Annotated in this window: 25 protein-coding genes; 15 read left to right on the top strand and 10 right to left on the bottom strand. The window is 68.3% G+C overall.

Annotated elements, in window-relative coordinates; translation table 11 throughout:
• Positions 1-3: 3 nt before the first annotated feature.
• On the bottom strand, positions 4-939 hold the full coding sequence (gene rfbD, locus GKZ92_RS08685; protein WP_155225696.1) for a dTDP-4-dehydrorhamnose reductase: 936 nt from the start codon (positions 937-939) through the stop codon (positions 4-6).
• Between the two features lie 215 nt (positions 940-1,154).
• Here rfbD and GKZ92_RS08680 point away from each other — a divergent pair, with 215 nt between their 5' ends.
• The 4 genes from GKZ92_RS08680 to GKZ92_RS08665 are packed head-to-tail and all read left to right on the top strand — an operon-like array spanning position 1,155 to position 5,376.
• Positions 1,155-3,359, top strand: a complete 2,205-nt coding sequence (locus GKZ92_RS08680) for an LCP family glycopolymer transferase (RefSeq protein WP_442903337.1) — start codon at positions 1,155-1,157, stop codon at positions 3,357-3,359.
• Positions 3,347-4,087, top strand: a complete 741-nt coding sequence (locus GKZ92_RS08675) for a TIGR03089 family protein (RefSeq protein WP_127963364.1) — start codon at positions 3,347-3,349, stop codon at positions 4,085-4,087. Before GKZ92_RS08680 ends, GKZ92_RS08675 begins: the two co-directional genes overlap by 13 nt.
• 53 nt (positions 4,088-4,140) lie before the next feature.
• The gene (locus GKZ92_RS08670) at positions 4,141-4,515 is read left to right on the top strand and encodes a nitroreductase family deazaflavin-dependent oxidoreductase (RefSeq protein WP_035750728.1); all 375 of its coding nucleotides are present in this window, start codon (positions 4,141-4,143) and stop codon (positions 4,513-4,515) included.
• 6 nt (positions 4,516-4,521) lie between these two features.
• Positions 4,522-5,376: a dienelactone hydrolase family protein gene (locus GKZ92_RS08665; protein WP_035750727.1), complete on the top strand. Its 855-nt coding sequence runs from the start codon at positions 4,522-4,524 to the stop codon at positions 5,374-5,376.
• Here the strand turns inward: GKZ92_RS08665 and purE are convergent.
• Both purE and GKZ92_RS08655 read right to left on the bottom strand, forming a co-directional pair.
• The gene (purE, locus tag GKZ92_RS08660; protein ID WP_155225194.1) at positions 5,373-5,894 is read right to left on the bottom strand and encodes a 5-(carboxyamino)imidazole ribonucleotide mutase; all 522 of its coding nucleotides are present in this window, start codon (positions 5,892-5,894) and stop codon (positions 5,373-5,375) included. The genes GKZ92_RS08665 and purE overlap by 4 nt on opposite strands.
• Positions 5,891-7,204, bottom strand: a complete 1,314-nt coding sequence (locus GKZ92_RS08655) for a 5-(carboxyamino)imidazole ribonucleotide synthase (protein ID WP_155225193.1) — start codon at positions 7,202-7,204, stop codon at positions 5,891-5,893. Before GKZ92_RS08655 ends, purE begins: the two co-directional genes overlap by 4 nt.
• A 78-nt stretch (positions 7,205-7,282) precedes the next feature.
• Here GKZ92_RS08655 and GKZ92_RS08650 point away from each other — a divergent pair, with 78 nt between their 5' ends.
• Positions 7,283-7,843, top strand: a complete 561-nt coding sequence (locus tag GKZ92_RS08650) for a GtrA family protein (protein WP_196222038.1) — start codon at positions 7,283-7,285, stop codon at positions 7,841-7,843.
• On the opposite strand, the gene GKZ92_RS08645 is transcribed toward GKZ92_RS08650, so the two are convergent.
• Genes GKZ92_RS08645 through GKZ92_RS08635 form a run of 3 tightly spaced genes read right to left on the bottom strand, consistent with a single transcriptional unit; the run spans position 7,815 to position 10,499 of the window.
• Positions 7,815-9,185 carry a sensor histidine kinase gene (locus tag GKZ92_RS08645; protein WP_035750722.1) on the bottom strand — a complete coding sequence of 457 codons (1,371 nt, stop codon included), beginning with the start codon at positions 9,183-9,185 and terminating at the stop codon, positions 7,815-7,817. The two genes, GKZ92_RS08650 and GKZ92_RS08645, sit on opposite strands and share 29 nt — an antisense overlap.
• Before the next feature lie 43 nt (positions 9,186-9,228).
• On the bottom strand, positions 9,229-9,909 hold the full coding sequence (locus tag GKZ92_RS08640) for a response regulator transcription factor (protein WP_006359261.1): 681 nt from the start codon (positions 9,907-9,909) through the stop codon (positions 9,229-9,231).
• A complete protein-coding gene (locus tag GKZ92_RS08635; protein WP_006359260.1) occupies positions 9,906-10,499 on the bottom strand; it encodes a PH domain-containing protein in 594 nt (197 codons plus the stop codon). The genes GKZ92_RS08640 and GKZ92_RS08635 overlap by 4 nt, the downstream gene beginning before the upstream one ends.
• Positions 10,500-10,599: 100 nt before the next feature.
• On the opposite strand from GKZ92_RS08635, the gene GKZ92_RS08630 reads away from it, so the two are divergent.
• The gene (locus tag GKZ92_RS08630) at positions 10,600-11,220 is read left to right on the top strand and encodes a hypothetical protein (protein WP_155225192.1); all 621 of its coding nucleotides are present in this window, start codon (positions 10,600-10,602) and stop codon (positions 11,218-11,220) included.
• 33 nt (positions 11,221-11,253) lie between these two features.
• Here GKZ92_RS08630 and GKZ92_RS08625 read toward each other — a convergent pair whose 3' ends face one another.
• Positions 11,254-12,045, bottom strand: coding sequence for a biotin--[acetyl-CoA-carboxylase] ligase (locus GKZ92_RS08625; RefSeq protein ID WP_155225191.1), 792 nt, complete (start codon positions 12,043-12,045; stop codon positions 11,254-11,256).
• Between the two features lie 219 nt (positions 12,046-12,264).
• Between GKZ92_RS08625 and GKZ92_RS08620 the strand changes: the two genes are divergently transcribed.
• The 3 genes from GKZ92_RS08620 to GKZ92_RS08610 are packed head-to-tail and all read left to right on the top strand — an operon-like array spanning position 12,265 to position 14,840.
• The gene (locus tag GKZ92_RS08620) at positions 12,265-13,893 is read left to right on the top strand and encodes an acyl-CoA carboxylase subunit beta (RefSeq protein ID WP_006359257.1); all 1,629 of its coding nucleotides are present in this window, start codon (positions 12,265-12,267) and stop codon (positions 13,891-13,893) included.
• Between the two features lie 11 nt (positions 13,894-13,904).
• Positions 13,905-14,141: an acyl-CoA carboxylase subunit epsilon gene (locus tag GKZ92_RS08615; RefSeq protein ID WP_230461920.1), complete on the top strand. Its 237-nt coding sequence runs from the start codon at positions 13,905-13,907 to the stop codon at positions 14,139-14,141.
• Between the two features lie 3 nt (positions 14,142-14,144).
• Positions 14,145-14,840 carry a Maf family protein gene (locus tag GKZ92_RS08610; protein WP_155225189.1) on the top strand — a complete coding sequence of 232 codons (696 nt, stop codon included), beginning with the start codon at positions 14,145-14,147 and terminating at the stop codon, positions 14,838-14,840.
• Positions 14,841-15,108: 268 nt separating this feature from the next.
• On the opposite strand, the gene GKZ92_RS08605 is transcribed toward GKZ92_RS08610, so the two are convergent.
• Positions 15,109-15,834, bottom strand: a complete 726-nt coding sequence (locus GKZ92_RS08605) for a metalloprotease (protein WP_155225188.1) — start codon at positions 15,832-15,834, stop codon at positions 15,109-15,111.
• Between GKZ92_RS08605 and GKZ92_RS08600 the strand changes: the two genes are divergently transcribed.
• The 6 genes from GKZ92_RS08600 to GKZ92_RS08575 all read left to right on the top strand — a co-directional run bounded on the left by GKZ92_RS08600 (position 15,833) and on the right by GKZ92_RS08575 (position 21,853).
• Complete coding sequence (locus tag GKZ92_RS08600; protein WP_155225187.1) at positions 15,833-16,141, top strand: hypothetical protein; 309 nt, start codon at positions 15,833-15,835, stop codon at positions 16,139-16,141. The two genes, GKZ92_RS08605 and GKZ92_RS08600, sit on opposite strands and share 2 nt — an antisense overlap.
• A gap of 191 nt (positions 16,142-16,332) precedes the next feature.
• Positions 16,333-17,229, top strand: a complete 897-nt coding sequence (locus GKZ92_RS08595; protein ID WP_155225186.1) for a sulfurtransferase — start codon at positions 16,333-16,335, stop codon at positions 17,227-17,229.
• A gap of 13 nt (positions 17,230-17,242) precedes the next feature.
• Entirely contained in the window at positions 17,243-17,692 is a 450-nt protein-coding gene (locus GKZ92_RS08590; protein WP_155225185.1) for a SufE family protein, read from the top strand.
• The gene (locus tag GKZ92_RS08585) at positions 17,689-19,224 is read left to right on the top strand and encodes a condensation domain-containing protein (RefSeq protein WP_155225184.1); all 1,536 of its coding nucleotides are present in this window, start codon (positions 17,689-17,691) and stop codon (positions 19,222-19,224) included. Before GKZ92_RS08590 ends, GKZ92_RS08585 begins: the two co-directional genes overlap by 4 nt.
• Before the next feature lie 209 nt (positions 19,225-19,433).
• Positions 19,434-21,218 carry an acetyl/propionyl/methylcrotonyl-CoA carboxylase subunit alpha gene (locus tag GKZ92_RS08580; protein ID WP_155225183.1) on the top strand — a complete coding sequence of 595 codons (1,785 nt, stop codon included), beginning with the start codon at positions 19,434-19,436 and terminating at the stop codon, positions 21,216-21,218.
• 272 nt (positions 21,219-21,490) lie between these two features.
• Positions 21,491-21,853, top strand: coding sequence for a hypothetical protein (locus GKZ92_RS08575; RefSeq protein WP_155225182.1), 363 nt, complete (start codon positions 21,491-21,493; stop codon positions 21,851-21,853).
• Positions 21,854-21,859: 6 nt separating this feature from the next.
• On the opposite strand, the gene GKZ92_RS08570 is transcribed toward GKZ92_RS08575, so the two are convergent.
• Positions 21,860-22,243 carry a hypothetical protein gene (locus tag GKZ92_RS08570; RefSeq protein ID WP_154882855.1) on the bottom strand — a complete coding sequence of 128 codons (384 nt, stop codon included), beginning with the start codon at positions 22,241-22,243 and terminating at the stop codon, positions 21,860-21,862.
• A gap of 500 nt (positions 22,244-22,743) precedes the next feature.
• Positions 22,744-24,174: a Fis family transcriptional regulator gene (locus GKZ92_RS08565; RefSeq protein ID WP_155225181.1), complete on the bottom strand. Its 1,431-nt coding sequence runs from the start codon at positions 24,172-24,174 to the stop codon at positions 22,744-22,746.
• Positions 24,175-24,192: the final 18 nt, after the last annotated feature.

The raw sequence follows: 24,192 nt of genomic DNA, 5'->3' as shown, positions 1-24,192 counted from the left end.
GGCTCAGGGTAACGAACCCTCTGACTCGGCGATCGACGCGTGCAGCGCGGCACGCCAGTCCCGCAGCGGGGTCAGCCCTGCCGCGGCCCAGGAACGCCCGGACAGCACCGAGTAGGCCGGGCGCGGTGCCGGGCGCGGGAACTCCGCCGTGGTCGTGGGCAGTACGCGTGACCGTTCGGCGCCGACCTCCTCGAAGACGGCCGCGGCCACGTCGAACCAGGTCGCGCGGCCCGCGTTGGTGGCGTGCAGGACGGCTCCGGCGACCTCGGCGCGGGGCCCGGCGGCCACGAGTTCCCACAACCCGTCGGCGAGGTCGATGCAATAGGTGGGTGAACCGAGCTGGTCGTCGACGACCGACACGGTCTCGCGCGCCTGCTCGAGACGCCGCATCGTCCCCACGAAGTCGCGGCTCTCGGGCCCGCCGGTGTACACCCAGGCGGTGCGCACGACGGTGGCGCGCGGGTCCGCATCGAGGACGGCGCGTTCGCCCGCGAGTTTGGTGGCCCCGTAGACGGTGGCCGGTTCGCCGCTCACGTCGTCGGGTTCGTAGCCATCGGGACGGTCTGAGGCGGGTGCGGCACCCGGGAACACGTAGTCGGTGGAGACGTGGATCAGCCATGCCCCCGCGGCGGCGGTGTGGGCCGCGAGCACGGCGGGACCGGTGGCGTTGACGCGGCGGGCGCCGTCGACGTCCGACTCGGCGCCGTCGACGTCGGTGTAGGCGGCGCAGTTGACGACGACGTCATCGGGCCCGAGGTCGCCGAGCGCGGCCGCAACCGACGGCTCGTCGGCGATGTCGATGTCGGCGGAGGTCAGGGGTCGACACACCACGGAGTCGGGCGCCTGGGCCGACCTCCCCTGGAGTGCGGTGCCGAGCTGACCGCCGGCGCCGACGATGTACACGGTGGGGGTGCTGGGCGTGACGCGCATGCGCACCATCGTGCCGCAGACCCTGGTGGGCCACGACTCCACGGTCATCCACGTGACGACCGCTACTCGACTCCTCGGCGTTGCGTTCTCGGATTCCCGAATCACTTCAGTAGCCTGACGACAGCACAACACCAACTTTCACTTCTGCACCGACAATCCCATGGCGCGGACCTACCGGCGCCACCGTCGAGCAGCATGACGAACTCGAAAGGGACCGCTGACCAGTGGATTCACCATCCGACGGCGCACGTGGGCGGCCGCGTCCCCGGCGTGCGGTACCGCCGGAGCCGGGCAGCCGGCGCACTCCGGATGCCGACAACGGCCGACGGCCGGTGCGCGGCGAACGCGCTGGTGAACCGGGGCGGCCTCCCCACGGTGCCCGCCCGCGTCCCGTGGACGCCGAGGCGGCCGGTCCCCGACGCCGCGTGGTTCGGCGTGCTCCCGAGGCACCGACGCGTGCCGATTCCGCGGAGCGGGCGCGACGCCAGCCACCTCCGGAACGTATCCCCGCCCGCGACGCCGAGGGCATGCCCCGACGACGCCCCGGCGAGGAGCGTGATCCTCGCCGGCGTGTCCCACCGCAGGATCCTGCGTCCCCCCGCCGTCCGCGTCGTGCCGACGAGCCTCTCGGTCGACGCTCGTCCGGCGAGATCCACACGCGCTCGAAGCCCGCCGAACGCCGGCGACCCGCACCTGAGGACCCCACACCTCGGGACACCGCCCGCAAGCGTCGACCCCGTCCCGACCCCGGGCAGGCTCCCGCGAAGAAGAGCGCCGCGAAGAAGGCAGCCCCGACGAAGGCAGCCGGACCGCGGAAGGCAGCGTCGCCGAAGTCGCCCGCCCGGAAGGCAGCCTCTCCCAAGGCGACTGCCGGTGAGGGCACGGTCGGGACCGGCTCCCCCGAGAAGGGCGCGCCGAAGTCCGGAACACCGAGGACGGGCGCACCGGCGACGCCGCCGACCGCACCGCCCGGCACCTCGACGCGCCCTCGCGCCGGTTGGGCGTCCGGAGCCGGCTGGGGCCGCGCGCTGATCGCGATCGCATCGGTCGCCGTGCTGCTGTGCACCGGCTACGCCTGGAACACGATGTCCGATCTGGAGACTCGCATCACGCAGCTCGGTGGACTCGGCCTGGGCGGCGCGAAGGACGGCGCCGTCGACATCCTGTTGGTGGGCACCGACTCCCGCACCGACGCGAAGGGCAACCCGCTCTCGCCGGAGGAGATCAAGCTCCTCCGTTCGGGCGAGGAGGTCGCCACCAACACCGACACCATCCTGTTGGTGCGCATCCCCGAAGACGGTTCGTCGGCCACCGCGATCTCGATCCCGCGTGACTCGTACGTCGACGTTCCCGGAATCGGCATGAGCAAGATCAACGCCGCCTACGGCACCACCCGCGAAGGCGTGCGCGCCCGTGCCGTCGAAGCCGGGCAGTCACCTGAGGAAGCGGAGAAGGAAGGCACGCTCGCGGGCCGGAAGGCGTTGGTGGACACCGTCGCCAACCTCACCGGCGTCCAGGTCGACCACTACGCGGAGGTCGGTCTGCTCGGTTTCGTCCTGCTGACCAATGCGGTCGGCGGCATCGACGTCTGCCTCAACGCACCGGTTCGGGATCCGTTGAGCGGCGCCCGATTCCGCAAGGGTGTCCAGACGCTCAACGGCCCCCGCGCGCTGAGCTTCGTGCGCCAGCGCCACGGACTCCCCCGCGGCGACCTCGACCGCATCACCCGTCAGCAGGCCTTCATGGCCTCGCTGACCCAGAAGGTGCTGTCCGCAGGCACTCTCACCGACCCGGGCAAGCTCTCCGAGATGCAGAACGCGGTGGCGCGCTCCATCGTGATCGACGACGGCTGGAACATCATCAGCTTCGCCGAGCAGCTGAAGGACCTCAGCGGCGGGCGGGTGAAGTTCGCGACGATCCCGATCGTCACCGAACAGGGCTGGAGCGAGGACGGTCTGCAGTCCGTCGTCGAGGTCGACCCGCAGGCGGTGAAGACCTACACCAGCGATCTCCTCACGCCCAAGCAGACGGGCGGTGACACCCAGCGCGGCGACTTCAAGGTCGACGTCGTCAACGCCGGCACGATCGACGGACTCGGGTCCAATGTGGCGAACATCCTGACCAACAAGGGTTATCAGTCCGGTGAGACCTCCAGCGGCAAGGCCGACACCAAGGACTCGGTGGTCTACGCCAAGGAGAACGGTGACGCCGCCCGGCTGCTCGCCAAGGATCTCGGCGGCGTGAAGGTCGTCGAGGACCCGAAGCTCGCCGACGACCGACTCAAGGTGATCCTCACCAACACCTACGCCGGTCCGGGCGGGCTCGGCGACACCGGTGACCAGACCGACAACACCCCGGCCAGTGAGCGCGTCGGCAACAAGCGGCCGCCGATCACCGCCGGGAACGAGGGGCCGATGTGCGTGAACTGAGCACTTACGACACCGTCGCCGACGCGATCTTCGGTGCGGTGACCGATCATTCGCGTCCGCTGCTGACCTACTACGACGAGGCGACGGGCGAGCGCACCGAGCTGTCGGCGGCCACCCTCGGCAACTGGGCGGCCAAGACCGCCAACTATCTGGTGGACGAGATCGGCGTGGACGCCGGGGATGTCGTCGTGGTGGACCTGCCCGAGCACTGGCAGACCGCCGGAATCCTGCTCGGCGCACTGTGGTCCGGCGCCGATGTCCGCATCCCGGGACCGGACGCCACCGCGGCCGCGTCGGAACCGCTGGTGGTCTTCACCTCTCGCGACCGTCTCGACGACCATCCCGATGCCGACGAGGTCGTGGTGGCATCACTCGATCCGTTCGCGCTGCCCCTGCGGGATCTCCCGCCCGGGGTCGGCGACTACGGCAGCGTCGTGCGGGTGCACGGCGACCAGTTCGTCTCGCGGTCCCCCGCCGTCGAGGCGCTCGACGGCACCCCGACGGCCGAGGTGATCTCCGAAGCCCGCACGGTCGCCGAGCGCGACGGCATCGCCGCCGGTACCCGCGTGGTGTCGACGCGCCCCTGGCACACCGCATCAGGCGTTCTCGCCCACCTGCTCGCACCGATGATCGCCGGAGGCAGTCTCGTGCACGTCGCCAACGCGACCGCGGAGCGGGTGACCGCGATCGCCGAGGTCGAGAAGGCCGGCGTCGTCTTCGCCGAATAGCCGCAAATCCCGCACGGCCCGCAAGATCGGAGCTGATACGGCACAGTGGGGACATGCGACTACCTGACGCACTGGCCCGATTCAACAAGATCGTCACCAATCCGATACAGCGGATGTGGGCACCTCACCTGCCACCGTTCGCCATGGTCGAGCACGTCGGCCGCAAGTCCGGGAAGACGTATTCGATCCCGGTGCTGGCCTGGGTCGACCGGGACAAGCTCACCATCGTTCTCACGTACGGCAGGCACACCGACTGGGTGCGCAACGTGCAGGCGGCCGGTTCCTTCGCCATCGTCCGCAAGGACAAGCGTTATCGGGTCACCGGGCCCCGCGTCGTGCCGTCGGACTCCCCCGACCTCGCCGGCGGCGCCAAGATCTTCGCGATGCCCTTCGAGTCGGCGCTCCTCGGCACCCTCCACAAGGACTGACCCGCGATGGCCGACGATCCGCTCGACGACTTCACCGCGGAGGACGTAGCGCTGCGCGGTGACACCCGCCGCGTCTACCGCAAGGGCACGGGCCCCGCGGTCATCGTGATCGCCGAGATGCCGGGCATCAGCCCGAAGGTCGCGAATGTGGCCCGACGCATCGCAGATCTCGGCGCAACGGCCGTCATGCCGTCGCTGTTCGGCGTCGACGGTCAGGACCCGCGACCGGACAATCTCGGCCGTGTGGGAGCGGTGCGCAACATGCTGGGCACCATCGCCAAGACCTGCATCACCCGCGAATTCACCATCCTCGCAACGGGAAAGACATCACCGGTCGCAGCATGGCTGCGCGAACTCGCCGCCCGCGAGCACGACCGCTGCGGCGGCCCCGGGGTGGGCGCGGTCGGGATGTGTTTCACCGGCGGCTTCGCGCTCGCGATGGCGACCGACGAACGGATGCTGGCGCCGGTGCTCTCGCAGCCGTCGTTGCCGTTCGCGGTGCTTCCCGGGCGCGCCCGCGCGATCGACGTCGACGCCGCCGATCTCGCCAAGGTGCAGGCGCGGTGCGCTCGCGGTCTCGAGGTGATGGGTCTGCGCTTCGCCGGCGATCAACTCTCGCCGCGGTCGCGATTCGCCTATCTCCAAGAGCTTCTCGGCGACTCGTTCATCGGGATCGAACTCCCCGACGACGCGGCGAACCCGGATTCGATGTTCCCCCGGCCGCATTCGGTGCTGACCGAGGACCTCTACGACGAACCCGGACAACCCACCAGGGAGGCGTTCGACCGGGTGCTGCACTTCTTCACCGACAAACTCGGTCTGCAGCCCACCACTCCGGAATCGCCTGCCGGACAGGGCTAGTCGCCGAGCAGTTCCTGCTGCAGGGCGGCATCCTTGTCGAGGACAATCTGCTCGAGGCCCTTCTGGAAGGACACCATCCGTTCCTGCAGGGCGGGGTCGGACGAGGCGAGGATGCGCACGGCGAGCAGACCTGCGTTGCGCGCGCCGCCGACCGAGACGGTCGCGACGGGCACGCCTGCGGGCATCTGCACGATCGACAGCAGCGAGTCGAGTCCGTCGAGGTGACGCAGCGGCACCGGCACACCGATGACCGGGAGCGGGGTCGCCGAGGCGACCATGCCCGGAAGATGCGCTGCCCCACCGGCTCCCGCGATGATGACCTCGATGCCGTTGGCGGCGGCGCCGGCGGCGTAGTCGAGCATCCGCTGCGGGGTGCGGTGCGCGGAGACGACACCCACCTGGAACGGCACGTCGAATTCGGCGAGCGCCTCCGCGGCGGCCTTCATCGTCGGCCAGTCGGAGTCGCTGCCCATGATCAGGCCCACGCGGGGACCCCGGAACTCTGCGGTCTCACTCATGAATGCACATCCCATCCGTCGGTCCACGTCGCGTGCGACATCCACTGCGCGGCACGCTCGGCGCGCTCACGCACCGATTCCATCGATTCACCCTGGCGGCCGACGACGTTCACGTGGCCGATCTTCCGGTCGCGACGCTCGCCCTTGCCGTACAGATGCACCTTCGCCTCGGGCATGCGCGCCATCAGGTGGTGAAGACGTTCGTCCATGGACATCTCCGGGGCGGTCGGCGCGCCCAGGATGTTGGCCATCACGGTCAGCGGCGAGGTCGGTGCGGTGTTGCCCAGCGGGTAGTCGAGGACGGCACGCAGATGCTGCTCGAACTGCGAGGTGACCGCGCCGTCCATCGTCCAGTGACCGCTGTTGTGCGGACGCATCGCGAGTTCGTTGACGACGAGTTCGCCGTCGACGGTCTCGAAGAGTTCCATCGCCATGACGCCGACCACACCGAGTTCGTCGGCGAGCCGCAATGCCATCTGCTGTGCCTGCTCGGCGACCGCGTCGGAGAGATCCGGTGCGGGTGCGAGGACGACGGCGCACTGGCCGTGACGCTGGATCGTTTCCACGACCGGCCACGCCGCGCCCTGCCCGAACGGGGACCGGGCGATCATCGCCGACAGTTCGCGCCGCATCGGCACCTTCTGCTCGGCCAGCAGCGCCGGAGCATCGGACGGGTACTCGTCGAAGACCGCGAGCGCCTCGTCGGCGCCGTCGACCAGCCAGACCCCACGGCCGTCGTAGCCGCCACGGACCGCCTTGATGACGATCTCCCAGTTGTTGGCCTCGCCGAACTCGATGAGACGCGCGCGGGCGGCGGCATGGTCGCCGGCGAGATCGGCGAACGCCGGTACCGGCAGACCCAGCTCGGCCAGGCGAACGCGCATGGCCAGCTTGTCCTGGGCGAAGTGCAGCGCCTTCGACGGCGGCAGGACCGCCACCCCTTCGGCTTCGAGTGCCTCCAGGTGGCGCAGCGGCACACCCTCGTGGTCGAAGGTCAGCGCGGCGGCACCCGCGGCCGCGCGGCGGAGGTCGTCGAGTTCGTCGTGCGAGCCGAGGACGATGTCGGCGCTCACCTGTGCGGCGGGATCGGACTCGGATGCGGCCAGGACACGCAGACACTGTCCGAGGGCGATCGCCGCCTGATGGGTCATCCGGGCGAGTTGTCCGCCACCGATCATCGTGACCTTCGGCATACCCGACGCCGCCCCGGCAGTGCGCGCCGTTTCAGGAGTGGGTGGCACCGTGGAATTCGAGGTCACAGGCCCGGGCACAGGCGCTCCATCCGGCTCGCGTGGATTCACGCGAACCATCGTGGCACGTCGGGTCGGTCATCCGCACAACCGCCCGGAGAACTGTCCCCGGTGTTTTGTTTCGTACACTCAGATCTTGTGCCATTGATCGACGAGCTGATCGCTCGCCTCCCAGCGCCGGTCCGACGGCTCGTGATGCGGCACCACGAACTCATCAAGTTCGCGATGGTCGGCGGCACCACGTTCATCTTCGACCTCGCCATCTTCTACAGCCTGAGCCTCACGATCCTCGAGACCAAGCCGGTGATCGCCAAGGTCATCGCCGGTGTGCTGGCGACGATCCTCAGCTACATCCTCAACCGCGAGTGGGCCTTCAAGAACCGCGGCGGCCGGGAACGGCACCACGAGGCGCTGCTGTTCTTCATCATCAGCGGGATCGGCGTCATCCTCCAGGCCGCACCGTTGTTCGTCGGGAACAACGTGTTCGACATGCGGTCCAACCTGAGTGTGTCCGAGGTCGTGGTCGTCGACTTCATCCTCGGTTACGTCATCGGCAACCTGATGCAGATGGCCTTCCGGTTCTGGGCGTTGCGCAAGTTCGCGTTCCCGGAGGAGCTCCTGCGCGGCGGCGATGCCGGGTCCACCGGCCTGCACCCGACGCTCGCCGAACTCAACGATGAGGAACTCGGTCACGCGTGACGTCGGTGTCCGAGTCGTCCTGACCCGGATCCTCCTGCTCGCCCGGCTCCTCGCCGTACCCGCTGGCATACCGGGCCGGGACGACGATCGCGAAGACCGGGGGACGTCGCACGGTGAGTTCCAGTCGTCCTCCGTCGGCCTCGATCAGCGCCCGCGCCAGAGACAGTCCGACGCCGCTGCGACCGGCGCCCGGCCGCTTCCCTGCCGAGAAACCGCGCCGGAAGATGTGCGCGGAGATCTCGTCGGCCACCCCCTCGCCCTCGTCGGCGACCGTGATACGGACCAGTTCGCCGGCCTGCAGCGTGCTCACGTCGATCCGACACATCCCGCGGCCGTGCTGTAGGGCGTTGTCGACCAGCACGCTGACCGCCTCGCGAAGCCGCCCGGACTGCGAGGTGAGTGCCTGCGGCGCCCCGTCGACCTCGACGGTCAGCTGACGGCCCTGTGCCTCGAAGGCGTGGCGGAAATCCTCGACCAGCGTGGTGAGCATCTCCCCGACGTCGATGAAGTGCGGTGCCGGTTCGTCGGCGCGCGAGGCCTCCACCAGTTCGTCGAGTTCGGTGGCGAGTCGTTCGACCTGATCGAGCGCGGCCTCCGCCTCGGTGACCACTGCCGGGTCGTCGTGCAGCGTCAGCTCCTCGAGTCGCAGCTGGATGGCGGTCAGCCGGCTGCGCAGCTGATGCGATGCGTCGCCGGCGATCTCGCGTTCCCGCTCGAGTCGCAGTGCTTGCGCGGTGTTGGCGTCGGCGAGCGCCCGAGACACCCGGTCGAGTTCGGCGATGCCGTACATCTTCCATTCGGTGCGGAAGTCGGCGCGCCCGAGTGTCGCCGCCCGGTCGGCGAGATCGGTCAGGGGGTCGACGATCCGGCCGGCGGTCACCGCGGCCACCACCGAACCGCCGATCACCGAGGTGAGGACGACCAGCAGGACGATCCCCGTCGCGGTCAGCTGGTCGTCGCGGACCTTGTCGCGCGGGATGGACAGGGTCAGCGTGCCGGCAGCGCCCAGGCCGATGGATTCCGACAGCCGGGGACCCCCGATGTCAGCACCCACGACCATCCGCTGACTCGTGCCCTCCAGATCGGGATAGGTGATCGTCAGGCGGCCGTTCGGCGGCAGGAGCAATTCGAACGACTCCCGGTTGACGGAGTCGCGCGGGATACGACCGTCGGCGCCCTCCTCGCGGATGAGCTGATCGGCGATGATCTTGAGCCGGTTGTCCAGATCCTGGTGGGCGTTCTCGGCGACCCACCACCAGGCCACCACGCTCAAGGGAATGCCGAGCAGACAGCCGACCGCGATCAGGACGGCGATCATCGTGGTGAGCAGGCGTCGGCGCATGGAAGCCGGGTGGCGCATCGAAGGCGGTCGGATGGGCATCGGCTCAGGGGTCGAAACGGAAACCGACACCGCGCACCGTCACGATGTGCCGCGGGCGACTGTGACGGTCGTCGCCGATCTTCCGGCGCAGCCACGAGATGTGCATGTCGAGGGTCTTCGACGACCGCAGATCCGCCGACCCCCAGACCTCAGTGAGGATCTCCTCGCGCGTCACGACCTCACCGGCACGCTCCATCAGGAATCGCAGAAGGTCGAATTCGCGGTTCGCCAGGGTGAGGTCCTGTCCGTCGGCGAGAACGCGGCGTGCCCGGGCATCCAGCCGGATCTCACCGCCCTCGAGCACCTCGTCACCGTCGCCGGGCTGGCGGCGCCGCAGTAGGGCGCGTACGCGGGCGAGGAGTTCGGCAAGCCGGAAGGGTTTGCCCACGTAGTCGTCCGCGCCGGCGTCGAGGCCGACGACGAAGTCCACCTCGTCGGTGCGCGCGGTGAGCATGAGGACCGCGAGTGCGGGCCGCTGGGCGCGTACCCGCCGGCAGACCTCGAGTCCGTCGAGGACCGGTAGCCCGAGGTCGAGGATGAGGAGTTCGTAACGGCTGTCGAGCGCCTTCTCGAGCGCGTCGGCGCCGGTGCTCACGACCTCGCACCCGTATCCCTCACGGGTCAGCGCGCGCGCGAGCGGTTCGGCGATCGCGGCGTCGTCCTCGGCGAGCAGCACGTTGGTCAACGCTCCCGCGCCCCTCTGTTCTCGGGACGGTCGGCGGGTCCGTCCGGGTCGCCGTAGCCGTCGTCGGGGTGATCGTCGTCGGCGTACATCTCGAGCACCTCGTGGTAGAGCAGCGAGTGGACCTTCTCCACCTGTGGGATGTCGTCGAAGGACAGCGGTTCGTCGGAGGCCGACTCGATGACCAGCGTGCCGGTCCGCAGCATCCGGTCGATGACGCCGTGGCGGAATTCGACGGTGTTGATGCGCCGGATCGGGATGTCGATCCCGGAGCGCGTGAGGATTCCGTTGCGGAACATCACCCGGCGGTCGGTCAGCACGAAGTGCGTTGTCTTCCAGGACAGCAGCGGCCGGACGAAGTACCAGGCGAGGCCGAGCGCCCACGCCACGCCGACGACGATCAGCAGCACCGTCCGCGGGGTCGGGCCCAGCGACGATCCGGTGATCACGCCGGCCAGGACACCCGCGGCCGCGGTGATGATCGCGAACAGCAGGAACGGGCCGAGCAGACACTTCCAGTGTGGGTGCCGGTGGAGAACCACACGTTCACCGGGCGCCAGGTTCTCCCGCGGGTAAGCCATGCGGCTCAGCATAATCGGGACGGGCGTGCCCGGGGGGCACGCTGAGTAGACTGCGAGGCACCAGTACCGATCGACTGCCGGGCACGTTGGGGCGGTCGGCGAGGAGAATGTGATGACCTACCAGGACCCGCGGGGCCCGCACCGCGATCCCGATCCCCGGACCGCCCGCTACGAGTCCGGCTACAACCCCGATTCGCGTGCCTACAGCCAGCAGGGTGCGCCCTACGAGGAACCGTCTCGCGACCAGTACCCCGCCGAGCCGTACGGCGGCGGGTACGCCGAGCAGCCGCGGCCGGACCGGGCGCCGCGACGCGGACCCGACGTCAACCCGGTGACCTTCGCCGGCGGGGTGGTGATGACCGGTGTGGTCACCGGCCTGGCGGCCTGGCTGGTCGCGTGGATCATCTCGGCCTTCGTCGAGAAGGTGAACGAGTCCGGCAAGCTCGGGGTGTGGAATCCGGTGGCGGCCAGCGAGATCTGGTTCGGCGTCGTGGGATTCCTGTGCGCACTCGCCGCGGGCGCCCTCTGGTACGTGCTGCAGCTGATCACGCCGGCGCCCAACCAGTTCTACCGGTGGATCGTCGGCCTGCTGCTGGTCGCCGCGGTGCTGATCCCGATCCTCACCTATCAGCAGACCTCGGTCGGCATCGAGACCGCGATCCTGCACTTCGTCATCGGCCTGCCACCGCTGACGATCATCCCCGCGATGGGCATCAAGAGCCTGCAACGCTAGGTCCCGCCTGTCGCCGGCTGAGCCCCGTCGAAGTCAGACCGGCCGCAGGTGCGTGACGTCGCCGGCGGCCGCGATCACCTGCCGCCCGTCGGCGTCGACGACGATCCGCCCGGATGCGTCGACGCCGGTCGCGGTGCCGACGACCTCCTCGTCGCCGGGCAGCACCAGACGTACTCGGCGCCCGATGGTGTCGCTGTCCTCCCGATACCGCGCCGCGAGTCCGTCGACGTCGTGCGGCCAGAGGTCGAGGAGCTCCGACAACGCCCGCAGGTACGACGCCGCGAGTTCGGTGAGCGGTATGTCCTTGCCGGTCACCAGCTGCAACGACGTCGCGGTCGGGACCGGCACCTGGTCCTGCGTCATCGTCGTGTTGAGGCCGGTGCCGATGACCGCCACTCCCCCGTCCCCGCCGCGGGTGTGGGGCGAACGCGTGTACTCCGACAGGATTCCGGCGGTCTTGCGCCCGTCGATCAGGACGTCGTTGGGCCACTTGAGGGTCGGCCGCACGTCCACCGCCTCGCCGATGCCCTGAACGGCGGCGAGCCCGGCCAGGAGCGACAGCCAGCCGAGGTGTTCGGTGTGCTCACCGACCTCGACCGCCGCCGACATCGCCAGCTGGGTCCCGCGCGGTGCGGTCCACGTCCGAGCGTGACGTCCGCGGCCCGCGGTCTGGTCGGTGGTCAGGCGCACCGTTCCGTCGATGGATTCGGTGGCCGCGCGTGTCACGAGATCGGCGTTGGTCGACCCCGTCGCGTCGACCACCTCGATCCGGTGCCAGCGCGTGTCGGCGAGTCGAGTCCGGAGCAGCTCGGCGTCGAGGGTCATGCCTGAAGAACCTACTGGGTGTTCGGCGTGGTGATGACCGCCGATGTGCGCCCCTCCGTGCCGCAGCCGGGTGAGACGAATCGCGCTGGACACGCGGGCCGATGGTCACGTGCAACCGTGCAGGCCGATCCCCACCGACCGATCGCTCGGGAACCTGAGGGATATCTCACGTTGATCCGGTTGACGTGGCTCACACTCAGGTAGTTAGCATCGACAGTCATGACCACAGCTTCACGCGACGATTCCGCCGCTCCCGACATCCACACGACAGCGGGGAAGCTCGCCGATCTGCGCAATCGTCTCGAAGAGGCGAAGCACCCCGTGGGCGAGGCCGCCGTCGAGAAGACCCATGCGAAGGGCAAGCTGACCGCCCGCGAGCGGATCACCCACCTGCTCGACGAGGGATCGTTCGTCGAACTCGACGCGCTCGCCAAGCACCGCAGCACCAACTTCGGTCTCGCCGAGCGTCGACCTGTCGGAGACGGTGTGGTCACCGGTTACGGCACGATCGACGGCCGCGAGGTCTGCATCTTCTCGCAGGACGCCACCGTCTTCGGCGGCAGCCTCGGTGAGGTCTACGGCGAGAAGATCGTCAAGGTCATGGATCTGGCCATCAAGACCGGCCGCCCGCTGATCGGCATCAACGACGGCGCCGGCGCCCGTATCCAGGAGGGCGTGGTCTCCCTCGGCCTGTACGGCGAGATCTTCCACCGCAACGTCCGCGCCTCGGGTGTCATCCCCCAGATCTCGCTGATCATGGGTGCCGCCGCCGGCGGCCATGTGTACTCGCCCGCACTGACCGACTTCGTGGTCATGGTCGACAAGACCAGCCAGATGTTCATCACCGGCCCGGACGTCATCAAGACCGTCACCGGTGAAGAGGTCACGCAGGAAGAACTCGGCGGCGCGACCACCCACATGGCAAAGTCGGGCACCGCGCACTACGTCGCCTCCGACGAGGAGGACGCGCTCGAGTACGTCAAGGAGCTCCTGAGCTACCTGCCGAGCAACAACCGCGCCGACGCACCTCGCCTGCCGGTCGCGCAGCCGGCCGCCGGGTCCATCGAGGACACCCTGAACGACGAGGACCTCGAGCTCGACACGCTCATCCCGGACTCGCCGAACCAGCCGTACGACATGCACGAGGTCATCCGTCGCATCCTCGACGACGACGAATTCCTCGAGATCCAGGCCGATTACGCGAAGAACATCATCGTCGGTTACGGCCGCGTCGACGGACGCAGCGTCGGCATCGTCGCCAACCAGCCGACCCAGTTCGCCGGCTGCCTCGACATCGACGCCTCGGAGAAGGCCGCCCGCTTCGTGCGCACCTGCGACGCCTTCAACATCCCGATCGTCACCCTGGTGGACGTGCCCGGCTTCCTGCCCGGTACCGACCAGGAGTACCGCGGCATCATCCGACGCGGCGCCAAGCTGCTCTACGCCTACGGCGAGGCAACGGTCGGCAAGATCACCGTCATCACCCGCAAGGCCTACGGCGGCGCATACGACGTCATGGGCTCCAAGCACATGGGCGCCGACGTGAACCTCGCGTGGCCGACCGCGCAGATCGCCGTCATGGGCGCCTCCGGCGCCGTCGGCTTCGTCTACCGCAACCAGCTCAAGGAAGCCGCCGCGAAGGGCGAGGACGTCGACGCACTGCGCCTCGAGCTGCAGCAGGAGTACGAGGACACCCTCGTCAACCCGTACGTCGCCGCGGCCCGCGGATACGTCGACGCGGTCATCCCGCCGAGCCACACCCGCGGCCAGATCGCGACCGCGCTCAAGCTGCTCGAGCGCAAGATGGTCAACCTGCCGCCGAAGAAGCACGGGAACATCCCCCTGTGAGCGAGAGCGGCGTGAGTGAGGCATCCGTGAACGAGAGCACCGAGAAGGCGGCCGAGAAGCCGTTCCTGACCGTCGTCAACGGCAATCCGACCGCCGAGGACCTCGCCGTGCTGGTGAGCGTCCTGGCCGGCGCGGGTGCCGGCGGTGGCGAGCCGGAACCGGAGATCCGCAACGACTGGGGTCGCCCCGTCGATCGTCTGCGTCCGCAGTGGGGCGCACCGTCGAGCTTCACCAACCTGCGCTACTGACACGTGCCTGATTCCCTGATCGGGTCGAGTACACACGAGACCGGGCCGGCCACCGCCGGCCCGGTCTTCGTGCTCGGGTCGGCGTCCCCGGCCCGCCTCCGGGTGCTGCGCGCCGCGGGCGTCGAACCGGTGGTCCGTGTCTCGGACGTCGACGAGGACGCGGTGCTTGCCCACTTGCCGCCCGGCACCCCCGCCGATGCCGTGGTCGCCGCCTTGGCGCGGGCGAAGGCCGAGGCCGTCGCCTCGCTCCCGGAGATCGCCGGTGCGGCCCAGAACGGCGAGACGGTCGTGGTCATCGGCTGTGACTCGATGCTCCTTCTCGGTGACCGCCTCCTCGGCAAACCGCACACCCCCGAACGTGCGCTGGCCCAGTGGGCCGAGATGCGCGGACGCAGCGCCGACCTACTCACCGGCCATCACCTCATCCGGCTGAACCCCACCACCGGGTCCGCCACCGCGACCGGGACCTCCTCCACCACAATCCATTTCACCGACGCCCACGACGACGTGATCGCGCGCTACGTGGACAGCGGCGAACCGTTGCAGGTCGCGGGTGCGTTCACCCTCGACGGCCTCGGCGGCTGGCTCGTCGAGCGCATCGACGGCGACCCGTCGTCGGTGATCGGGATCGGCCTACCGCTGGTGCAACGCCTGCTGACCGAGGTCGGGCTGTCGGTCACCGACTTCTGGCTGCACTGAGCTGATCGACCTCGAAGAACCCCGGCCGGTACCGCCCGGCGTGCTCGCGAAATTCGTCCCCGTGAGCACCCTCGGAGGGCACATTGCCCCCGTAAGCCCCTGAGGGGGACGAGATTTACGCCCCGCCGTGTGCAATCCCCCGAGGCCCGCTGCACGGCGGCCCAGGTTGACGTCGCGCGCGACCTCAACCTGTGGGAACGACGTCGGCCGAGGTCGAACAGCCGGGCCGATGTCGCATGCGATCTCATTCCGCCCGAGCCTCGAAGGGTCAGCTCACCTCGAAGAACTCCGGCCAGTACCGCTGGAGGCAGTCCACCGGCTGCCCCTGCCGATTGAACTGCGGGCCGGTGAGTCCGATGGTCAGCGCCCGCGCCCGTTCGACCGCCGATCCGTGGCCCATCGCGCCGCCGGTGTCACCGATGATCGGAAGAAGCGTCGCGACCTGCAGGATCTCCTTGGGTCCCAACCCGTCACGCTGGTAGGCGGTGGCAGCCCAGTTCGCGGCCAGGCAGTCGGCGAACAGCTCGCTGTTCTTGCCCTGCGGCAGGCGTCGTTCCGGGATGTCGAAGGCCTCGGTCATCCGGAAGACGACGTTGTGCCCGTACTCGTGGGCGACGACGATGGCCGCGGTGAAGTCGCCGACGATCGGCGACGGCACCCCGAAGACGTTCCCGTCCCAGATGGCGGCGAAGGTGTCGACCGGCAGCACGATGCTGCCCTCGGTCTCCTGCCCCTGCCCGTTGGGTTCCTCGTCCACACCGCAGAAGAAGGCGTTGGCCTCGTCGGACGGGATCCGGTTCGACGCCCCGTCCTCGTCGATGCACTCGGTGGCGAACGAGGTGCCCGACTCGATCAGCACGCGTCCCGGTGCGGGGTCACCCCAGCCGAGTTCGCCGAACCATCCGCCCCAGGTCGCATCGAGGTCGTCGAGCAGCGTGGTGAGGTACTTCGGTACCGCGGTGTCGACGTTGGACGAGTTCACCCCGCTGGTCATGAGTTCCGCCGACGGCGTCGCCAGCTCAGGGCAGTCGTCCGGACTGCAGCGAGTGGGGTCGGCGTTGCTCGGCGTCGACGACGTGATCCTCGACCGCGACGGCGAACTCGGGGTCGGCGACCCGGATGAGGAGGTCGATGCCGACGACGAGGGCGCCGGGCTCGACGAGTCGTCAGAGGAGATGAGCGAACACCCGCTCGTCGCGGCGAGCACCGCCACCGCCAGCGGGACGCCCCACCGCACCAGTCGCGAGACACTCCGGCACTCCACGCGAGCCCCACGTCGATCGATCATTGGGCGAACTTAGCAGGCAACCACCCCACTGACCTGCGGTTTGTCATCCAACCGAAGCACGCCGACACCGGGCGCGACAAACCGCAGCCGATCTGCCACCGGGCAGTCCCACACGGCCATGCCCTACCCTTTGTATCCGGGACCGGTCACGGTCCGCGCGATGAATGTCGAGACGCCCGAACGCACCAAGCTGGAGAACAGACCGTGAGTGTTGAAACCGACCCGAATCCGGCCTTCGCCGAGTACGCCCACCCCGAGCGGTTGGTGACCACTCAGTGGCTGTCGGCTCATCTCGGCTCCAAGGGCCTCAAGATCATCGAATCCGATGAGGACGTGTTGCTCTACGACATCGGCCACATCCCCACCGCGCAGAAGATCGACTGGCACCTGCACCTCAACGACCCGGTCACCCGCGACTACATCAACGGCGAGCAGTTCGCAGAATTGATGCGCAGCAAGGGAATCGAGCGCGACGACACCATCGTCATCTACGGCGACAAGTCCAACTGGTGGGCGGCTTACGCTCTCTGGGTGTTCACGCTGTTCGGTCACGAGGACGTGCGTCTGCTCGACGGCGGCCGCGACGCGTGGATGGCCGAGGACCGCGACACCTCCTTCGACGTCCCCGAGTACCCGCGGTCGGACTACCCCGTCGTCGAGCGTGACGACACCAAGATCCGCGCCTTCGCCCCGCAGGTTCTCGAGGTGCTCGGCACCGAGCCGCTCGTCGACGTCCGCTCGCCGCAGGAGTACACCGGCGAACGCACCCACATGCCCGACTACCCCGAAGAGGGCGCGCTGCGTGGCGGTCACATCCCCACCGCGGTGTCGATCCCGTGGGCCAAGGCGGCGGCTCCGGACGGCCGGTTCCGTTCCCGCGCCGAGCTCGACGAGATCTACGGCGACCTCGACAAGGACACCCCGACCATCGCCTACTGCCGCATCGGCGAGCGGTCCAGCCACACCTGGTTCGTCCTCACGCATCTGTTGGGGTACACCAAGGTTCGCAACTACGACGGATCGTGGACCGAGTGGGGCAACGCGGTTCGCGTACCCATCGCGGTCGGCGACACCCCGGGTGCCGCACCCGGCTCCAAGTGAGCCCTGATCGACGATGAGTTTGCCCCCAGCCCTGGCAGAGATCGTCGACGACTTTGCCGCGCTTGGTGATTCGGACAAGATCACCTTGCTCCTGGAGTTCGCCGACGAACTCCCCGACCTCCCTGAGCATCTACAGCAGGAGGCGATGGAACCGGTACCCGAGTGCCAGTCGCCGGTGTTCCTGTCCGTCGACGCCGGTGATCCGGGATCGGTGCGCCTGTACTTCACCGCACCGCGCGAGGCACCGACCACACGCGGCTTCGCGGCGATCCTGCACCAAGGACTCGACACCGCCTCGGCACAGGAGATCCTCGACGTCCCGTCGGACTTCTACTACGACCTCGGTCTGGGCAGCGTGGTCAGCATGCTCCGCCTCCGGGGTATGGCGGGCATGCTCGGCCGGATCAAGGCGCAGGTTCGCAATCAGACTTCCGATTCCGGGTCCGACACACCCGGGGCATGAAGTTCATCCAGATCCGCGATGAGCCCATCGCCCCGGGAGGGCTCGTCGAGTGGACTCCCTATGTCCCCGGCGGATTGGGCGCGTGGAACCACGACTCCCGCCTGACCTCGCACAACCACGAGCAGCACCTGCGTGCTGCCTTCGAGTACCGCGTGCAGACGCAGCGGGAGGGCGGGCGGGAGGCGTGGCTGGGACTGTCGATCGAGTTCGACGAGCCGTTGTCGATCCCGGCGATCCGCTCGGTGCTGACCCAGTGGATAGACCGCCATGAGGTGCTGCGCAGCCACGTGGTCATCAAGGGCACCGGTCTGCAGCGGCTCACCACCGACCCGGGCACCGTGAAACTCAAGATGGGCCGGATCGGCTGGTTCCGTGAGTCGGGGCCGCTCGTCGAGCAGCTCGGCGGCTCCTTCGACCGCGCCACCGCGCCGCTGCACTGGCCCGCCTACCTGTTCGCGACGGTGGGACGGGCCGATTCGTTCACCCTGCTGTTCGCCGCGGACCATTCGCTCGTCGACGGTTATTCGCTGATCATGGCCCAGCAGGAGCTCGTCTCGCTGTACCGCGCCGCGAGGGAGCACCGGAGTGCCAACCTGCCCGAGGTCGGCAGCTACGTCGACTTCAGCGCCGAGGAACGACGCCTGTCCGACCAGACCGGCGGCGACCATCCGGCGGTCGCCCTGTGGACGGAGTTCCTGCGCACGGGCGCCGGCGACATGCCCGCGCTGCTGCGGTCGCACGGCGGTGACGCCGAGGACGCCGATCGGCAGTACGTCGAAGAGACGACGATCCCGCAGGAATCGCTGTGGGGTGTCATCGCCGACGACGAGACGGCCAACCGCTTCACCGCGATCTGCTCGGAGGCCGGCGGCACCCTGACCGCGGGCATCCTCGCCGCGTTCGCGATGGTCCACCACGAGATGACCGGCGACGCGGACTTCCGTTGCGTGCTGCCCCGGCACACCCGCAACGACACCCAGTGGCTCACCGCCCTGGGGTGGTTCGTCGGCGTCGCGCCGTTCTGGGTGGACATGTCCGACTCCCCGACCTTCGACCAGGCGGTCAGCCGATCCACCGCCGTCCTGAAGCGGGGCCGTCAGGGCGCCGCGCTGCCGTTCCTGAGGGTGGCCGAGCTCATCGGCCATCGGGGGGAGCCGCGGTTCGTGATCTCGTTCATCGACACCCGGTACGCACCCGGCGCCGGAGCGGCCGATGCCGGCCGCGCGAAAGTGATCCGCAGTCGCAGCTACTCACCGCACGAGGTCTACATCTGGATCAACCGGACGCCGTCCGGTTTGCGCTATTCGGCCAGGTTTCCGCGAGAATCCCCGCTCCGCGACTTCGGCGTCGACGAGTCGTCGACCGACATGCCCGCAACCGGAGCGCCGCTGCCTGGTGCGTCACCTTTCCCTCGTGATTCCCAGGCGACCGACATCGATCCGACCGTCGGTCCCGTCCACGCCTACCTGCGCAGTTTCGCCTTACTGGTGCGTCACCTCGGTGACGCGAGCACGTTCTCTCCGGCGTTGTGACCCACGGCTCCACCGAACGATTGCTCGGTGGGCTACTGTATTTGCCGGAAGGTCGCGACGCCCGGACTCCCGGCGTCGTCCGCGCCCTCACCGTCCGCATCCCGGCCGGCGAAGGCTGCACCCCCGTCTTGACCGTTGTCCGACAACCGTGTCGCACGCGCCACCGCGCGTCGTGAGCACCTGAGTACGAGTAAGGCCCAGGAGAACAAGTGCCCAGTACCGCAATCAGCAAGGTCCTCATCGCCAATCGAGGCGAGATCGCTGTCCGTGTGATCCGCGCAGCCCGGGATGCGGGCCTCGCGAGCGTCGCCGTGTACGCCGAGCCCGACGCGGACGCACTGTTCGTCAAGCTCGCCGACGAGGCTTTCGCACTGGGCGGCCAGACCTCGGCCGAGTCGTACCTGGTTTTCGACAAGATCCTCGACGCCGCCGCCAAGTCGGGCGCCGACGCGATCCACCCCGGTTACGGCTTCCTGTCCGAGAACGCCGACTTCGCCCAGGCCGTCATCGACGCCGGGCTGATCTGGATCGGACCGTCACCCCAGTCGATCCGCGACCTCGGCGACAAGGTCACCGCCCGTCACATCGCGCTGAAGGCCGACGCCCCGATGGCGCCCGGCACCAAGGACCCGGTCAAGGACGCCGACGAGGTCGTCGCCTTCGCCGAGGAGCACGGCGTGCCCGTCGCGATCAAGGCCGCCTTCGGCGGTGGCGGTCGCGGCATGAAGGTCGCCTACACCATCGAGGAGATCCCCGAGCTGTTCGAGTCGGCGACCCGTGAGGCCGTCGCCGCGTTCGGTCGTGGTGAGTGCTTCGTGGAGCGCTACCTGGACAAGGCCCGCCACGTCGAGGCCCAGGTCATCGCCGACCAGCACGGCAACGTCATCGTCGCCGGCACCCGCGACTGCTCGCTGCAGCGTCGTTTCCAGAAGCTCGTCGAGGAGGCCCCGGCGCCGTTCCTGACCGCCGAGCAGCGCACCAAGATCCACGAGTCCGCCAAGGCCATCTGCCGCGAGGCCGGCTACTACGGCGCGGGCACCGTCGAGTTCCTGGTGGGCAACGACGGCCTGGTCTCGTTCCTCGAGGTCAACACCCGCCTGCAGGTGGAGCACCCGGTCACCGAGGAGACCGTCGGCATCGACCTCGTGCGTCAGCAGTTCCGCATCGCCAACGGCGAGAAGCTCGAGTTCACCGAGGACCCGGCCCCGCGCGGCCACGCTTTCGAGTTCCGCATCAACGGTGAGGACGCCGGCCGCAACTTCCTGCCGGCCCCCGGCCCCGTCACCGTCTACAAGGAGCCGACCGGCCCCGGCGTGCGCGTCGACTCCGGCGTGGTCGAGGGCGACGTCATCGGCGGCCAGTTCGACTCGATGCTGGCCAAGCTGATCGTCACCGGCGAGACCCGCGAGCAGGCGCTCGAGCGTTCGCGTCGCGCACTGGCCGAGTTCCAGGTCGAGGGCCTGGCCACGGTCATCCCGTTCCACCGCCACATCGTCTCCAATCCGGCGTTCATCGGCGACGGAGAGAAGTTCGACGTCTACACCAAGTGGATCGAGACCGATTGGGAGAACCCGATCGAGCCGTACACCGGTGGACAGCCGATCGAGGAGGACGACGCCGCACCGCGCCAGAAGGTCGTGGTCGAGGTCGGCGGACGCCGCGTCGAGGTCTCGCTGCCGGGCGATCTCGCCCTCGGTGGCGGCGGCGGTTCGACCAACGGTGTCATCCGCAAGAAGCCGAAGGCCCGCTCGCGCAAGAAGGGCGGCGGCGCAGCCGTTTCCGGTGACGCCGTGGCCGCCCCGATGCAGGGCACCGTCGTCAAGGTCGCCGTGGAAGAAGGCCAGGAGGTCGCCGCGGGCGATCTGGTCGTCGTCCTCGAGGCCATGAAGATGGAGAACCCGGTCACCGCCCACAAGGACGGCGTGGTCACCGGTCTGGCCATCGAGGCCGGTGCCGCGGTCACCCAGGGCACCGTGCTGCTCGAGCTGAAGTAACCCCCCGCCGCCTTCAGGAGCGAGGAACCACCCCCGCCGCCTTCAGGAGCGAGGAACCACCCCCGCCGCCTTCAGGAGCGAGGAACCACCCCCGCCGCCTTCAGGAGCGAGGAACCACCCTTGCTGCCTGAGGTGCGAGGTGCGATAGCGACGAGCCACGAAGGCCTGGTGAGGCAGCCTCGCCGACCTTCGTGGCTTCGCTCCCTGAGTAGCGAGCTTGCGAGCCACCCGCTCCCTGAGTAGCGAGCTTGCGAGCGTATCGAAGGGACATCGTGCAACCAGTCGAGATCAACGCCGGGTCGTGGTATCTGCGTTCGCTTCGTGCGGACGACCGGATCACCGACGTCCCGGCGTTGTCTCTTCTCGGGGTCGACTCCCCCGCCGATTACGTCGAGGCAGCCAACTCCGACTGGGACACCGAGACGCGTTTCGTGTGGGCGATCTGCATCCCCACGACCGGTGAACTCATCGCGTTGATCGGAGTCACGCCGGACGGCGCCGCCGGCCATCTGTGGGGTCAGGCGCGCGACGGCTACGACGCGACGCTCGACGCTGCGATCGGGCCGGTGTCGCGGTTCGCGGAGGGCGCACTGAATCTCGCTGTCGCCGAATCCCTCTCGCGATCCATCAACTGAGACCGATTAGCAGAGCGCCCAGGCGCCGTATTCGGATCGGTCCTCGTCGCGTTCTGCGATGCCACCGTTGATCCAGATCGCGCAGTACACGTAGCTCGCGTTGTCATTCTGGATGCTTGCCGAGATGTACTGCCCGTACTCCTTGTACTCGGTGAAGCTAGACGATCCACACCAGAGCCCATTGTTGCGCTCCGACAACTGAACTCTTTGGTCGTAGTGGCTGTTACCGCGGTCGTACTCGACCTCGTTCCCGTAGCGCTCGGTCGAACAGAACACCGTCTTCACGCGGTCGTACTGGTCGGTGATCACGGCGTGGGCGGGGATCGCCAACCCGAGCGCCGGTGCCGCCACGCTCGCGGCGATGGTGGTCAAGCGGATGAGAGTGCGCATGTATAGCTCCTTCAAAGAAAGCGCGCTGATCACTTCGATTGCACATAGTTCTGAGAACCGCTAGGGCGAGTCGGATGCAGACTCCTCTGCACGACCGACGCGGGCGGAGGAAAGTTCGTCCGAATGGGTGACGCCGCTACGGTCCGAAACAGTTCGACTTACGGTTCGGAGCAGAGCCCGCAAACCGCCCAGATACCCGCTGGGCTCTGCCGCACCTGTCCACGGCGGCCGCAGAACTCACATATGGTGCTCGACTCGTCGACGTTCGCGTCGACAAGTCGTTCACACACACCTCTCGTGAAGCTGTCGACGGTGTCGCCGTAGACGACATGGCACCGGAGAGTTCCGGCCTCTCTCCGGATATCCGCATACGCGAAGTCGGTGGTCACAGTGGAAAGCTGGCTGTGGAGCCGAGCCAGCAACGGGAACCATCCCCGCCCGATGGTCTGGTCGACGGCCGGGGCCATCGCAGCGGGGTAACCGGATGGCGCCGCAGGTCATCACGCCACACCTCGCTCCTGAGCTTCCGTGGACTCCGCAACCGCTGCATCGGAGTCCACTCCCGCGAGCGCGTTCAGTGCGTCGGCGAGCAGTCGATTAATGCTGGTGAAAATGGCGCCGCACGAGTTTTCGATCTTCCGTACGTTGTTCTGAATCGAGCCGGCCGCCTTCTTGATCTCCTCGATTTTGCCGAGCTCTTCGACGGCGGCGGTGATCTTCTCTTCGGCGGTCGCGATCTCGTGGGCGCCACTTCTGCCGGCTGCGGCGAGCGCGGATGTCCGGAGAAGCATCAGGGCTGCTCGGACGAGATCGGGATCGTCCGCGCCCGGATCGAAGGCAAGGACGATGCGCCGTTTGCCGAGGACCCGAATCGTCTCGCCGCAGTTCTGCTCAACCGTACGAACCAGGCCGATCGCGGCTTCGGCCTTGCGGTTGCGTTCCGCTTCGTCGAAGTACGCACCCCATCCGTCGCGCTTGGAGTCGGTCACCTCGACGACAACTCGTGCCGCACCACCCTCGGCGATGAGAACGCCATCCCCCTTCTTGGAGCGAGCGACCGCACCGACAGTCGTCCCGGTCTCCGCGTACTCATCCCCGAGTCCCGAAGCAATCGTCTGAAGAACCTCGTGAATCTCGGACTCATAGGCCCCACCTTTGATCGGCGACACCTTGGTGACCGAGGCTTTCGCCTCGGCGATCTTCAGGGCAGTGACCACCACGTCAAGTCGTTCGGTCAACTCCGCGTGCTGTTTTCCCATCTGTTCGGTCAGGGCCTCCTGTCGCTTCGTCAAGTCAGCCGTGTGCTTGGCCACCGGAGACGACGGATCGGTCGGGTCGAACTGTCTGGCTGCCTTCGTCAGAAGCTCAGATGTGTTGGCAGACGCCCGTTTGTCGAGGTTCGCGGCGAACTGTTCGAGCAACGGAGCGAAGCGATCTATGACTTCGGGGTCGGTGCCGCCGAAGAGTCGCTTGAGTTCGGCTTCTGTCTCGCGCTTCATCCCGGCTATTGCCTCGGTGAGCGCCTTGCGGGTCGCTTCATCCGCCTCCCGAAAGGCCTTCTGCGCGTCGGCTGCAGCCTTGCTTACCGACTCCGAGGCCGCCTTGACGCTGCGGTCGGTCATAGCCGCTGCTTCGGCGGTAGAAGTCGCAGCCTTCTCGCCGAGCTCGGCGATCATCCGCTCCAAGACCTGCGCTTCCTGTGCTTGTCCGGTAGCCGACAGCGCGTGCGCGCCGATCGTGATCGCCTTGGTGACAAACTGACCGAGGTCCGCTGCAGCAAGCGCCGATGCGTCGTCGACGACGCCACCGCGCTCTCCGGTTGCCCAGCGTTGCGCTTCCCGGACGACGTCCTTGTCGGCAACCGTCAGACCATCGATCACTACGGCTGTGCACGCCTCATTGAAGCGGGCGGCCGGGTGCGTGCTGCTCATACCCAACTCCTTGTGGTT

This window comes from Gordonia sp. 135 (assembly GCF_009720185.1).
Classification (GTDB): domain Bacteria; phylum Actinomycetota; class Actinomycetes; order Mycobacteriales; family Mycobacteriaceae; genus Gordonia; species Gordonia alkanivorans.
The sequence above is the reverse complement of the archived record's forward strand: the minus strand, read 5'-3'. Positions and strand labels throughout refer to the sequence as shown.

What these genes read in the sequence shown, in the direction of transcription:
- rfbD (WP_155225696.1), bottom strand. Translation starts at nt 939, where the DNA reads ATGGTGCGCATGCGCGTCACGCCCAGCACCCCCACCGTGTACATCGTC.
- purE (WP_155225194.1), bottom strand. Translation starts at nt 5,894, where the DNA reads ATGAGTGAGACCGCAGAGTTCCGGGGTCCCCGCGTGGGCCTGATCATG.
- GKZ92_RS08635 (WP_006359260.1), bottom strand. Translation starts at nt 10,499, where the DNA reads ATGCTGAGCCGCATGGCTTACCCGCGGGAGAACCTGGCGCCCGGTGAA.
- GKZ92_RS08585 (WP_155225184.1), top strand. Translation starts at nt 17,689, where the DNA reads ATGAAGTTCATCCAGATCCGCGATGAGCCCATCGCCCCGGGAGGGCTC.
- GKZ92_RS08565 (WP_155225181.1), bottom strand. Translation starts at nt 24,174, where the DNA reads ATGAGCAGCACGCACCCGGCCGCCCGCTTCAATGAGGCGTGCACAGCC.
- GKZ92_RS08625 (WP_155225191.1), bottom strand. Translation starts at nt 12,045, where the DNA reads ATGACCCTCGACGCCGAGCTGCTCCGGACTCGACTCGCCGACACGCGC.
- GKZ92_RS08645 (WP_035750722.1), bottom strand. Translation starts at nt 9,185, where the DNA reads ATGCGCCGACGCCTGCTCACCACGATGATCGCCGTCCTGATCGCGGTC.
- GKZ92_RS08605 (WP_155225188.1), bottom strand. Translation starts at nt 15,834, where the DNA reads ATGACCAGCGGGGTGAACTCGTCCAACGTCGACACCGCGGTACCGAAG.
- GKZ92_RS08665 (WP_035750727.1), top strand. Translation starts at nt 4,522, where the DNA reads ATGGCCGACGATCCGCTCGACGACTTCACCGCGGAGGACGTAGCGCTG.
- GKZ92_RS08590 (WP_155225185.1), top strand. Translation starts at nt 17,243, where the DNA reads ATGAGTTTGCCCCCAGCCCTGGCAGAGATCGTCGACGACTTTGCCGCG.
- GKZ92_RS08600 (WP_155225187.1), top strand. Translation starts at nt 15,833, where the DNA reads ATGAGTTCCGCCGACGGCGTCGCCAGCTCAGGGCAGTCGTCCGGACTG.
- GKZ92_RS08630 (WP_155225192.1), top strand. Translation starts at nt 10,600, where the DNA reads ATGACCTACCAGGACCCGCGGGGCCCGCACCGCGATCCCGATCCCCGG.
- GKZ92_RS08670 (WP_035750728.1), top strand. Translation starts at nt 4,141, where the DNA reads ATGCGACTACCTGACGCACTGGCCCGATTCAACAAGATCGTCACCAAT.
- GKZ92_RS08655 (WP_155225193.1), bottom strand. Translation starts at nt 7,204, where the DNA reads ATGGTTCGCGTGAATCCACGCGAGCCGGATGGAGCGCCTGTGCCCGGG.
- GKZ92_RS08570 (WP_154882855.1), bottom strand. Translation starts at nt 22,243, where the DNA reads ATGCGCACTCTCATCCGCTTGACCACCATCGCCGCGAGCGTGGCGGCA.
- GKZ92_RS08620 (WP_006359257.1), top strand. Translation starts at nt 12,265, where the DNA reads ATGACCACAGCTTCACGCGACGATTCCGCCGCTCCCGACATCCACACG.